This window comes from Streptosporangium brasiliense (assembly GCF_030811595.1).
GTDB lineage: Bacteria > Actinomycetota > Actinomycetes > Streptosporangiales > Streptosporangiaceae > Streptosporangium > Streptosporangium brasiliense.
The window spans coordinates 1,162,761-1,174,741 of record NZ_JAUSRB010000001.1 but is presented as its reverse complement, the minus strand read 5'-3'; the positions used below and the strand labels follow the sequence as shown (position 1 = coordinate 1,174,741).

Annotated in this window: 9 protein-coding genes; 4 read left to right on the top strand and 5 right to left on the bottom strand. The window is 70.7% G+C overall.

Annotation, left to right across the window (positions count from 1 at the left end):
- Positions 1 to 9: 9 nt before the first annotated feature.
- From carB to pyrR, 5 genes are all read right to left on the bottom strand, one after another.
- A complete protein-coding gene (gene carB / locus J2S55_RS05220; RefSeq protein WP_306857691.1) occupies positions 10 to 3,330 on the bottom strand; it encodes a carbamoyl-phosphate synthase large subunit in 3,321 nt (1,106 codons plus the stop codon).
- A complete protein-coding gene (gene carA, locus J2S55_RS05215; protein ID WP_306857690.1) occupies positions 3,323 to 4,552 on the bottom strand; it encodes a glutamine-hydrolyzing carbamoyl-phosphate synthase small subunit in 1,230 nt (409 codons plus the stop codon). Before carA ends, carB begins: the two co-directional genes overlap by 8 nt.
- Positions 4,553 to 4,674: 122 nt before the next feature.
- Positions 4,675 to 5,970, bottom strand: a complete 1,296-nt coding sequence (locus J2S55_RS05210) for a dihydroorotase (protein ID WP_306857689.1) — start codon at positions 5,968 to 5,970, stop codon at positions 4,675 to 4,677.
- Positions 5,967 to 6,899: an aspartate carbamoyltransferase catalytic subunit gene (locus J2S55_RS05205; protein WP_306857688.1), complete on the bottom strand. Its 933-nt coding sequence runs from the start codon at positions 6,897 to 6,899 to the stop codon at positions 5,967 to 5,969. The genes J2S55_RS05210 and J2S55_RS05205 overlap by 4 nt, the downstream gene beginning before the upstream one ends.
- Positions 6,896 to 7,465, bottom strand: coding sequence for a bifunctional pyr operon transcriptional regulator/uracil phosphoribosyltransferase PyrR (gene pyrR / locus J2S55_RS05200; protein ID WP_306857687.1), 570 nt, complete (start codon positions 7,463 to 7,465; stop codon positions 6,896 to 6,898). Before pyrR ends, J2S55_RS05205 begins: the two co-directional genes overlap by 4 nt.
- 267 nt (positions 7,466 to 7,732) lie before the next feature.
- On the opposite strand from pyrR, the gene J2S55_RS05195 reads away from it, so the two are divergent.
- The 4 genes from J2S55_RS05195 (at position 7,733) to J2S55_RS05180 (ending at position 11,959) form a co-directional block, all read left to right on the top strand.
- Positions 7,733 to 8,656, top strand: a complete 924-nt coding sequence (locus J2S55_RS05195; RefSeq protein ID WP_306857686.1) for a F0F1 ATP synthase subunit gamma — start codon at positions 7,733 to 7,735, stop codon at positions 8,654 to 8,656.
- Positions 8,657 to 8,784: 128 nt separating this feature from the next.
- The gene (locus tag J2S55_RS05190; protein ID WP_306857685.1) at positions 8,785 to 9,057 is read left to right on the top strand and encodes a DUF3040 domain-containing protein; all 273 of its coding nucleotides are present in this window, start codon (positions 8,785 to 8,787) and stop codon (positions 9,055 to 9,057) included.
- 198 nt (positions 9,058 to 9,255) lie between these two features.
- Positions 9,256 to 10,686, top strand: a complete 1,431-nt coding sequence (locus tag J2S55_RS05185) for an amino acid permease (protein ID WP_306857684.1) — start codon at positions 9,256 to 9,258, stop codon at positions 10,684 to 10,686.
- 28 nt (positions 10,687 to 10,714) lie between these two features.
- Positions 10,715 to 11,959, top strand: a complete 1,245-nt coding sequence (locus J2S55_RS05180; RefSeq protein ID WP_306857683.1) for an arginine deiminase — start codon at positions 10,715 to 10,717, stop codon at positions 11,957 to 11,959.
- The last annotated feature ends 22 nt before the right edge of the window (positions 11,960 to 11,981 follow it).

Genomic DNA, 11,981 nt, shown 5'->3' with positions numbered 1-11,981 from the left:
GCGGACGGCTCATTCCTCGCCGCCCACCGCACCCGCCTGCCCCCTCAGCCGCTCCGCGTGCTCCTGGAGCGACCGTACGCCGATGTCGTCGCGGACGACGGCCTGGATGCCCTGGACCGCCGCGGCGAGCCCCTGGACGGTCGTGATGCAGGGGATTCCCCGCAGCACGGCCGCGGTGCGGATCTCGTAGCCGTCCAGCCGCGGCCCGGACTGGCCGGGGCTGCCGAAGGGCGTGTTCACGATGAGATCCACCTCACCATCCAGGATGCGCCGGCCGATGGTCGGCTCGCCCCCCGGGCCCGTTCCTTCACTCTGCTTGCGCACGATCTTGGCATGGACGCCGTTGCGGCGCAGCACCTCGGCGGTCCCCTCGGTGGCGAGAATCTCGAACCCGAGGTCGGCGAGCGCCTTGACCGGGAAGATCATGGCACGTTTGTCCCGGTTGGCCACCGAGACGAACGCCCGGCCCCCGGTCGGCAGCGAGCCGTAGGCGGCGGCCTGCGACTTGGCGTAGGCCGTGCCGAAGAACTCGTCGATGCCCATGACCTCGCCGGTGGAGCGCATCTCCGGGCCCAGCACGGTGTCGACGCCGCGGAAGCGGTTGAACGGCAGCACCGCCTCCTTGACCGCGATGGGCGCGTCCAGCGGCATGGTGCCGCCGTCGCCCTCGGCCGGGAGCATGCCCTCGGCGCGCAGCTCGGCCACCGTGGCGCCCATCATCACCCGCGCCGCCGCCTTGGCCAGCGGCACCGCCGTGGCCTTGGAGACGAACGGCACCGTACGGCTGGCGCGCGGGTTGGCCTCCAGCACGTAGAGGATGTTGGCCGACATGGCGTACTGCACGTTGAGCAGGCCGCGCACGCCCACGCCGCGGGCGATGGCCTCGGTGGCGGTGCGGATGCGCTTGATGTCGTGGCTGCCGAGCGTCATCGGGGGCAGCGAGCACGCCGAGTCGCCGGAGTGGATGCCGGCCTCCTCGATGTGCTCCATCACGCCGCCGAGGTAGAGCTCCTCGCCGTCGAACAGCGCGTCCACGTCGATCTCGACGGCCTCGTCGAGGAACTTGTCCACCAGCACCGGGTGGTCGCTGGCCGCGCCGGCCTTGGACATGTAGGTGCTCAGCGTCTCGTCGTCGTAGACGATGGCCATGCCGGCGCCACCGAGGACGTAGGAGGGCCGGACCAGGACCGGGTAGCCGATCTCCTCGGCGATCGCCAGCGCCTCCTCCACGGTCACCGCGGTGCCGTGCTTGGGCGCGGGCAGGCCGGCCTCGGCCAGGACGCGGCCGAAGGCGCCGCGCTCCTCGGCCAGGTGGATCGACTCCGGCGATGTGCCGACGATCGGGACACCGGCGTCCTTGAGCGCCTGGGCCAGGCCGAGTGGGGTCTGGCCGCCGAGCTGGACGATGACGCCGGCGACCGGGCCGGTCTGCTGCTCGGCGTGGACGACCTCCAGGACGTCCTCCAGGGTGAGCGGCTCGAAGTAGAGCCGGTCGGAGGTGTCGTAGTCGGTGGAGACCGTCTCCGGGTTGCAGTTGACCATGACGGTCTCGTATCCGGCCGCCGACAGCTCGAAGGAGGCGTGCACGCACGCGTAGTCGAACTCGATGCCCTGGCCGATCCGGTTCGGCCCCGAGCCGAGGATGAGGACCTTGGGGCGTTCCCCGTAGGGGACCTCGGTCTCCTCGTCGTAGGTGGAGTAGAGGTAGGGCGTGCGGGCGGCGAACTCGGCGGCGCAGGTGTCGACGGTGTTGTAGACCGGCCGGACGCCCAGCGCGTGGCGCAGGTCCCGGACCCGGGGCTCGGTCATGTCGCGCAGCTCGGCGATCTGCACGTCGCTGAAGCCGTACCGCTTGGCCCGGGTCAGCACCTCGGCGGTGAGCTGGGGCGCCTGGCGCAGCTCGGCGGCTACCTCGTCGATGGCGAACAGCTGGTCCAGGAACCACGGGTCCACCGCGGTGGCCTCGAACAGCTCCGCGGACGTGGCCCCGGCCCGGATGGCCTGCTGCATGGTGAACAGCCGGCCGTCGTGCGGCGTGCGACAGGCCGCGAGGAGGTCGTCCTTGCCGCCCGGCTCGCCCGCCCAGGTGAAGACCGCACCCTTCTTCTCCAGCGAGCGCAGCGCCTTCTGCAGGGCCTCGGGGAAGGAGCGGCCGATGGCCATGGCCTCGCCGACCGACTTCATGTGGGTCGTCAGGGTCTGGTCGGCCCCGGCGAACTTCTCGAAGGCGAAGCGCGGCACCTTGACCACGATGTAGTCGAGCGAGGGCTCGAACGACGCCGGGGTCTCCTTGGTGATGTCGTTGGGGATCTCGTCCAGGGTGTAGCCGATGGCCAGCTTGGCGGCGATCTTGGCGATCGGGAAGCCGGTGGCCTTGGAGGCCAGGGCGCTGGAGCGGGAGACGCGCGGGTTCATCTCGATGACGACCATGCGGCCGGTGCGCGGGTCGACGGCGAACTGGATGTTGCAGCCGCCGGTGTCGACGCCGACCTCGCGGATGACCGCGATGGCGACGTCGCGCATGTTCTGGTATTCGCGGTCGGTGAGGGTCAGGGCGGGGGCCACGGTGACGCTGTCGCCGGTGTGCACGCCCATCGGGTCGATGTTCTCGATGGAGCAGACGATGACGACGTTGTCGGCCTTGTCGCGCATGACCTCCAGCTCGTACTCCTTCCAGCCGAGAATGGACTCCTCCAGGAGCACCTCGGTGGTCGGCGAGGCGTCGAGGCCCGCTCCGGCGATGCGGCGCAGGCCGTCCTCGTCGTGGGCGAAGCCGGAGCCGACGCCGCCCATGGTGAAGGAGGGGCGCACCACCAGGGGGTAGCCCAGCTCGCCGGCGGCGGCCAGGCACTCGTCCAGGGTGTGGCAGACGAACGAGCGGGCCGAGTCGGCGTTGAGGCCGCGCTCGGCGGCGACCTTGGCCACGATGCCCTTGAACAGCTCGCGGTTCTCGCCCGCCTGGATGGCGTCCACGTCGGCGCCGATCAGCTCGACGTCGTATTTGGCCAGGACGCCGGCCTCGTGCAGGGCGATCGCGGTGTTCAGCGCGGTCTGGCCGCCGAGGGTGGGCAGCAGCGCGTCGGGCCGCTCCTTGGCGATGATCTTCTCGACGATGTCCGGGGTGATCGGCTCGACGTAGGTGGCGTCGGCGAACTCGGGGTCCGTCATGATCGTCGCCGGGTTGCTGTTGACGAGGATCACGCGGAAGCCCTCGGCGCGCAGCACGCGGCAGGCCTGGGTCCCCGAGTAGTCGAACTCGCAGGCCTGCCCGATCACGATCGGCCCGGAGCCGATCACCATGACCGACTGGATGTCCGTGCGCTTAGGCATCCTTGTTCCCCTCCGTTTCGGCGCCCGGCTCCCGGTCCGCGGCCTGTCCTGTGGCGGCTCCCGCCGTGGTCACGCCCGGCCCGTCGCCCGCTCCGGCCACCGTGCCCGCCCGTCCCCTCGCCGCTTCCATCAGCGCGCAGAACTGGTCGAACAGGCCGGCGGAGTCGTGCGGGCCGGCCGCGGCCTCGGGGTGGTACTGGACGCTGAAGGCGGGGCGGTCGAGCAGCCGCAGTCCCTCGACGCAGTCGTCGTTGAGGTTGACGTGGCTGACCTCCGCCGGGCCGTACGGCGTCTCGAAGCGCCCCTCCAGGGGGGCCTGCACGGCGAAGCCGTGGTTGTGCGCGGAGATCTCCACCTTGCCGGTGCGCCGGTCCTGGACCGGCTGGTTGACCCCGCGGTGGCCGTAGCGCAGCTTGTAGGTGCCCAGGCCCAGGGCCCGGCCGAAGAGCTGGTTGCCGAAGCAGATGCCGAAGAACGGCGTGCCGGCCTCCAGGACGCCGCGCAGCGCCTCGACCGGCCCGTCGGCGGTGGCGGGGTCGCCGGGGCCGTTGGAGAAGAAGACCCCGTCCGGGTCGAGGGCGAGGATGTCGGCGGCGGTGCTGTCGGCCGGCAGGACGTGCACCTCGCAGCCGCGCTCGGCCATCCGGTGCGGGGTCATGGCCTTGATGCCGAGGTCGACGGCCGCCACGGTGAAGCGCTTGGCGCCGACCGCCGGCACGATGTACGGCTGCGCGGTGGAGACCTCGCCGGCCAGGTCGGCGCCCTCCATCTCGGGGCTGCGCCGGACGCGCTCCAGCAGCTCCTCCACCGGGGCGAGGGCCGCGCCGGAGAAGACCCCGGCGCGCATCGCGCCACGCTCACGCAGATGGCGGGTGAGGGCGCGGGTGCCGGCGATGGCGATGCCGACGACGCCCTGCTCCTTGAGGTAGTCGTCGAGGGAGCGGTTGGCGCGCCAGTTGGAGGACACGCGCGCGGGTTCGCGGACCACGTAGCCGGAGACCCAGACCCGCGAGGACTCGGGGTCCTCGTCGTTGACCCCGGTGTTGCCGATGTGCGGCGCGGTCATCGCGACGATCTGGCGGTGGTAGGAGGGGTCGGTGAGCGTCTCCTGGTAGCCGGTCATCCCGGTGTTGAAGACCATCTCGCCGAAGGTCTCGCCCTCGGCGCCGTAGGGGACCCCGTGGAAGACACGGCCGTCTTCCAGAACTAGCACTGCGGTCACTCAAACACCCCGATCATCTCGGTCATTGCTCCGCAAAAGAAAGTATGAAATGTCCGGCGCTTTGAGGAGGGCGCCTCCACGATGTGGGACGCCCGCCGGGCATGCCCGGCGGGCGGGGGTCCTCACGCGAGCTTCCCGTCCAGGACGGTGGGCCTGCCGCGCAGGAAGGTGGCCACGACGCGGCCGGGGAGGGCCCTGCCCTCGTACGGCGTGTTGCGGCTCTTGGAGGCGTAGCCGGCCGGGTCGACCTCGGCGCGGACGGCCGGGTCGTAGAGGGTGATGTTGGCCGGGGCGCCGGCCTCGATCGGCTGCCCGTGGCCCTGGAGCCGGCCGATCCTGGCCGGGGCGTGGGACATGCGCTCGGCGACGCCGGCCCAGTCGAGCAGCCCGGTCTCCACCATCGCCTCCTGGACCACCGACAGCGCCGTCTCCAGGCCGATCATGCCCATGGCCGCGGCGGCCCACTCGGTCTCCTTGTCCTCGACCGGGTGCGGGGCGTGGTCGGTGGCGACGCAGTCGATCGTGCCGTCGGCCAGGGCCTCGCGCAGCGCCTGCACGTCCGCGCGGGTGCGCAGCGGCGGGTTGACCTTGTAGATCGGGTTGTAGGAGCCCACCGGGGAGTCCTCGACGAGGTCGTCGGTCAGGAGCAGGTGGTGCGGGGTCACCTCGGCGGTGACGTTCCAGCCCTTCGACTTGGCCCAGCGGACGATCTCCACGGAGCCCGCGGTGGACAGGTGGCAGACGTGCAGGCGGGAGCCGACGTGCGCGGCGAGGAGGCAGTCGCGGGCGATGATCGCCTCCTCGGCGACCGCGGGCCAGCCGGTCAGGCCGAGCCTGCCGGAGACCGCGCCCTCGTTCATCTGCGCGTCCTTGGTCAGGCGCGGCTCCTGGGCGTGCTGGGCGACCACGCCGTCGAAGGCCTTGACGTACTCCAGCGCGCGGCGCATGAGCACCGCGTCGGAGACGCACTTGCCGTCGTCGGAGAAGACGCGGACCCGCGCGGCGGAGTCGGCCATCGCGCCGAGCTCGGCCAGCCGCTCGCCCTGCAGGCCGACGGTGACGGCGCCGACCGGCCGCACGTCGCAGTGGCCGGCCTCCTGGCCCAGGCGCCAGACCTGCTCGACGACGCCGGCGGTGTCGGCGACCGGGTCGGTGTTGGCCATGGCGTGCACCGCGGTGTAGCCGCCCAGGGCGGCGGCCCGGGTGCCGGTCTCGACGGTCTCGGCGTCCTCGCGGCCGGGCTCGCGCAGGTGGGTGTGGAGGTCGACCAGGCCGGGCAGGGCGATGAGGCCCCGGGCGTCGACCGTCTCGTCGCCGCTCAGCCCCTGGCCGACCTCCGCCACGACGCCGTCGCGGATCAGGATGTCGGCCGGCTCGCCGCCGAGGATCTTCGCGCCCTTGATGACGATGGTGGTCACTGGATCTCTCCCCCGAGGTCGGCGCCGCCAAGCAGCAGGTAAAGGACGGCCATGCGAGTGGTCACGCCGTTGGCGACCTGCTCGACGATCGTCGAGCGCGGAGAGTCGGCCACCTCGGCCGCGATCTCCATTCCCCGGTTCATCGGGCCGGGGTGCATCACGATGGCGTCGTCGTGCATCTTGGCGACGCGGTCGCGGTCGAGGCCGTAGCGGCGGCTGTATTCGCGCTCGGTGGGGAAGAAGGCGGCGTTCATCCGCTCGCGCTGCACGCGCAGCATCATCACCACGTCCGACTTGGGCAGCACGGCGTCGAGGTCGTAGGAGACCTCGCACGGCCAGGAGTCCACGGTCACCGGGAGCAGGGTGGGCGGGGCGACCAGGGTCACCTCGGCGCCGAGCGTGTTCAGCAGCAGCACGTTGGAGCGGGCCACCCGGCTGTGCAGCACGTCGCCGACGATGGTGACCTTCCTGCCCTCCAGCGGGCCCAGGCGGCGGCGCATGGTGAAGGCGTCGAGCAGGGCCTGGGTGGGGTGCTCGTGGGTGCCGTCACCGGCGTTGACGACGCTGCCGCGCACCCAGCCGGCCAGGCGGTGCGGCGCGCCGGAGGCGCCGTGCCGGATGACGACGGCGTCGGCGCCCATCGCCTCCAGGGTGAGCGCGGTGTCCTTGAGCGACTCGCCCTTGGAGACGCTGGAGCCCTTGGCGGAGAAGTTGATGACGTCGGCCGACAGGCGCTTGGCCGCGGCCTCGAAGGAGATCCTGGTCCGGGTGGAGTCCTCGAAGAAGAGGTTGACCACGGTACGGCCGCGCAGGGTCGGCAGCTTCTTGATGGACCGTTCGGAGATCTTCGCCAGCTCGTCGGCGGTGTCGAGGATGAGCAGGGCGTCGTCACGGCTCAGGTCGGCCGCCGAGATCAGGTGCCGCTTCACTTGTCGTCCTCCTTCAGCAGCAGGACCGCGTCGCGGCCGTCGTTCTCCTCCAGGTAGACCTTGACGATCTCGGACTTGGAGGTCGGGAGGTTCTTGCCCACGTAGTCGGCGCGGATGGGCAGCTCGCGGTGGCCCCGGTCCACCAGGGCGGCGAGCTGGACGGCCTGCGGGCGGCCCAGGTCGTTGAGCGCGTCGAGCGCGGAGCGGACGGTGCGGCCGGAGTAGAGGACGTCGTCGACGAGGACGACGATCCTGCCGTCTATGCCGTCGGCCGGCAGCTCGGTGCGGCCCAGCGCGCGGGCCGGGCGCAGGCGGAGGTCGTCGCGGTACATCGTCACGTCGAGGGACCCGACGGGCACCGAGCGGCCCTCGAACTGCTTGATGCAGGCGGCCAGGCGCCGGGCCAGGTGGACGCCCCGCGTGGGGATCCCGAGCAGGACGATGTCCTCGGCACCCTTGGTGCGCTCGAGGATCTCGTGGGAGATGCGGATCAGCGCGCGGTTGATGTCGGGTCCTTCGAGGACCGCGCGTGCGCTGCCATGGGCATGCGAAATGGCGTCAGCCAAAAGAAACACCACCTTTCCCGCCTCACGGGACGGGTCTTAAAGGAAGTCAGCGACCTCACGTTAGCAGCCGTGCGGCGATGACTCGGAATCGCGCCCCCTTGATCCCCTAACGGGGGCAAACGCTGACATAAGCCTACATAAGACTTCCAGGGGCACACACGGATCATTAATTGGCAAACTCTCACCCCCCTGGCCGTGCCGCGGACCGCCGGGGGCAGGGCCCATCGTGACGGCATCCCGGCCGGCGACAGATCCCGGGGAGGCAGCATGGGCGCCGAGCTCCGCGCGATCCGCGCGCGCATCCGCTCCATCACGTCGACGGCCAAGATCACTCGGGCCCAGGAGCTCATCGCCTCCTCCCGGATCCCCAAGGCACGCCAGCGCCTCGACTCCGCCAGGCCGTACGCCATGGAGATCACCAGGGCGGCCTCCATCCTCGTCAGCCACGACATCCATCTGGACCACGCGCTGCTCAACCGCAGGCCCGACACCTCGCGCGTGGCGGTGCTGCTGATGAGCAGCGACCGGGGCTTCTGCGGCGGCTTCAACAACAACGTGCTGCGCCAGGGGGACGCGCTGGCGGCGCTCCTGAGCGGGCAGGGCAAGGAGCCGGTGTTCTACCTCGCGGGCCGCAAGGCGGTGGACTTCTACCGCTTCCGGCACCGGCGCAGCGAGCGGGACTGGGTCGGGCTGTCGGACCACCCCTCCTACGAGGTCGCCGCCGAGATCGGCCAGACGCTGGTGGAGGCCTTCGACAGGCCCACCCGGGAGGGCGGGGTGGGCGAGGTGCACGTCGTGTTCACCGAGTTCGTCTCCATGCTGACCCAGCAGACCCGGGTGCGCCGGATCCTGCCCCTGGAGCTGGAGGAGATGGAGATCGGCGGCGGCGCCGAGGGCTCGGCCCCCGGGCCCCTGCCGCCGTACGAGTTCGAGCCGGCCGCGGGGTCCGTGCTCGACCCGCTGCTGAGGCAGTACGTCCGGGGCCGGATCTGGAGCATGCTGCTGGAGTCCAGCGCCGCCGAGCACGCCGCCCGCCGGCAGGCGATGATGTCGGCCACCGAGAACGCCCACGAGCTGATCGGCGCGCTCACCCGCCGGGCCAACTCCGCGCGCCAGGCCGAGATCACCACTGAGCTCACCGAGATCGTGAGCGGCGCGGAGGCGCTGTCGCGGCCGGACGGCGCGGAGTAGCCCGGGGCCCGGCCGGAGGGCCAGGGCCAGGGCACGGGGGTGAAGATCTACCTCACCAGCTTGGCAAAACCGGACAAAATGCCATTAAAATCCTTCGCGTCATCGTCAGCCACCGGGGGATCGAGAACATGGGCCTGTCCACTCGCGAGAAGCGCACCCTCGACGGAATCGCCGACCGGCTCTACGCGGAGGATCCGGACCTGGCGGAGTCCCTGTCGTCCTTCGCCACCGGACTGATCACCGCGGAGGCCCTGCCGGCCCGCCGCCGCCCGTTCTCCGGCGTCCTGCTCCCCGTCGTCCTGCTGGCCGCGCTCATGGCGATCATGGCCGTGGTGCTCCCCCCGATCTCGGGCACCGGCGCCGACCCGGGTCCCACCTCCACCGCGCTGACCCGCGGCTGAGGCCGACCCGCGGCTGAGGAGGGCGCGCGCCTCGGGAGCCCCCCGGAGCGGATCCCCTCACGGAACGTGTCCGGGCCCGCCGGGGCGGGGCGCCGTCCGCCCTGACGGCACGCGTTTCATCCCCTCCACCCCTGGGGACCTCATTGGGTATTGCCACTAAATGTGACGATACGGAGGATATGTGCCGGGGGGCGCGAAATGGGGGAATCTTCTGGCGAGCGTCCGCGAGGACGGACCGCCGCCGAGGAGGGAGTGCTCCGTGACGAGGCGGCCGAGGCGATAGCGGCCGAACACGGCAAACTCGGTCTCCCCGCGGCGACCTCACTCGTCGTCGGCAACATCGTGGGCACGGGGGTGTTCCTGCTGCCCGCCTCCCTCGCCGCCTACGGCACCGTCAGCATCCTGTCGATGGCCCTGGTGTCGATCGGCGCCGTCGCGCTCGCCGTCGTGTTCGGCAGGCTCGGCGCGCGGGTGCCCGCGGGAGGCGGGCCGTACGCCTACGCCAAGGACGCCTTCGGCGAGTTCCCGGGCTTCTGGACCGCCTGGTCGTTCTGGCTGACCGCCTGGATCGGCAACGCCGCGATCGCCGTCGTCTGGGTCAACTACGCCAACTACTTCCTGCACTGGGACTCCCCCGCCGCCCAGATCGCGCTGGCGCTGGTCGCCCTGTGGATCCCGGCGCTGATCAACCTGAGCGGCGTGCGGAACATCGGCGCGTTCACCCTGATCACCACGGTGCTGAAATTCATCCCCCTGATCTTCGTCTCCGTGGTCGGCCTGTTCTTCGTCCGGGGCGCCAACTTCGGCCCGCTCAACGCCACCACCGGCAACTGGGTCGGCGCCCTGTCCACCGCGGGCGCGCTCGCGCTGTTCATCTACTCCGGCGTCGAGAGCGTCACCATCGTGGCCGAGAAGATCAAGGACCCGGCCCGCAACATCGGCAGGGCCAGCGTCTACGGCGTGCTGATCTGCGCCGCGATGTACATGCTCAGCACCGTCGCCATCTTCGGCACCGTCCCGCACGACGCGCTGGTCGACTCCCCCGCCCCGTTCGCCGACGCGATCAACAACATGTTCGGCGGCAGCGTCGGGGGCGGCGTCATGGCGGCCTGCGCGGTGATCTCCGGCATCGGCGCGATCAACGGCTGGACCATGCTCGTGGCCGAGATGCCGATGGCCGCGGCCAGGGACGGCCTGTTCCCGCGGGCGTTCGCCTGGGAGAACCGCCGCGGCGCCCCGTGGGTGGGCATCGTCCTGGGCACCGCGCTGACCTCGCTGGTGGCGGTCTACAACTACTTCGGCACCACCGAGGGCTTCAACAAGATCCTGCTGATCGCGACCTTCACCACGGTCATCCCCTACTTCTTCTCCGCGTGCGCCCAGCTGTTCTGGCTGGTCACCGGGGCCAGGAAGACCAGCGGAGCGCGCCTGGGCCGCGACCTGACCATCACCACCGTGGCGATCCTGTTCGCCTTCTGGATGACGTACGGCGCCGGCATGGAAGCGGTCTTCACCGGCTTCCTGATGCTGCTCGTGGGCATCCCGATCTACATCTGGACCAAGGCGAAACGCGGCGAATACGGCCCCAGGAGCGGGACCCGGACGGCGCCGTCCGGACAGCCCCGCTGACAACGACGGACGGCGAAGGAGACGAGAGATGACCTTTCATGTCGGCTCCGAGGTGGGCAGGCTCCGCCAGGTCCTGCTGCACAAGCCCGAACTGGCGCTCAAGCGCCTCACCCCCACCAACAAGGACGACTTCCTCTTCGACGACGTGCTGTGGGTGCAACGCGCGGTGGAGGAGCACGAGCAGTTCCAGCAGGTGCTGCGCGGGCGCGGCGTCACCGTCCACATGCTGGACGACCTGCTGCGCGAGACGATCGACATCCCCGACGCCCGCAAGCACATCCTGGACAGCGTCGTCGACGAGCGCTACTTCGGGCCGATGGCCGTCGACGCCCTCCGCAACGCCTTCGACGCGATGGACGCTGCGACGCTCCAGCTGTACCTCACCGGGGGCATCACCAAACGCGAACTGCTGGAGCGGGGCACCGACCCCAAGAGCCTGGCCTTCCACACCCTGGAGTACGACGACTTCATCCTGCCGCCGCTGCCCAACCACATGTTCACCCGCGACACCTCGTGCTGGATCTACGACGGCGTCTCCATCAACGCCATGAAGAAGAAGGCCCGCCAGCACGAGACCGTGAACTACGAGGCCGTCTACCGCTACCACCCGATGTTCGCCGCCGGCTACGACAGGCCCGGGCCGGACGGCTACAACGTCTGGATGCCCGGCCTGGCGGCGGCGCCGGCCACCATCGAGGGCGGCGACGTGCTCGTCATCGGCCGCGACGCGGTGCTCGTCGGGATGAGCGAGCGCACCCAGCCCCAGGCGGTGGAGATGCTCGCGCGGAGCCTGTTCGCCCGGGGGTCGGCCAAGAAGATCGTCGCGCTGAACATGCCGAAGGCCCGGGCGTTCATGCACCTGGACACCGTGATGACAAACGTGGACGTCGGCGTGTTCACCAAATACGCCGGCCTGGGGATGCTGCCCTCCTACACCGTCGAGCCCGGCGACACCGAGAAGGAACTCAAGATCACCGATCACCCCGCCGAGGACATGCACAAGGCCATCGCCCGCGCCCTCGACCTGGACGACATCAAGGTCCTCACCCCCACCCAGGACGTCTACGCCGCCGAGCGGGAGCAGTGGGACGACGGCTGCAACGTCCTGGCCGTCGAACCCGGCGTCGTCGTCGCCTACGAGCGCAACACCACCACCAACAACTACCTGCGCGACAACGGCATCGAAGTGATCACCACCGCGGGCAGCGAGCTCGGCCGGGGCCGGGGCGGCCCGCGCTGCATGAGCTGCCCGCTCGAACGCGACGGCATCTGACCCGCTTCATCGTCACGGGGGG

What these genes read in the sequence shown, in the direction of transcription:
- J2S55_RS05195 (WP_306857686.1), top strand. Translation starts at nt 7,733, where the DNA reads ATGGGCGCCGAGCTCCGCGCGATCCGCGCGCGCATCCGCTCCATCACG.
- carB (WP_306857691.1), bottom strand. Translation starts at nt 3,330, where the DNA reads ATGCCTAAGCGCACGGACATCCAGTCGGTCATGGTGATCGGCTCCGGG.
- J2S55_RS05185 (WP_306857684.1), top strand. Translation starts at nt 9,256, where the DNA reads ATGGGGGAATCTTCTGGCGAGCGTCCGCGAGGACGGACCGCCGCCGAG.
- J2S55_RS05180 (WP_306857683.1), top strand. Translation starts at nt 10,715, where the DNA reads ATGACCTTTCATGTCGGCTCCGAGGTGGGCAGGCTCCGCCAGGTCCTG.
- J2S55_RS05190 (WP_306857685.1), top strand. Translation starts at nt 8,785, where the DNA reads ATGGGCCTGTCCACTCGCGAGAAGCGCACCCTCGACGGAATCGCCGAC.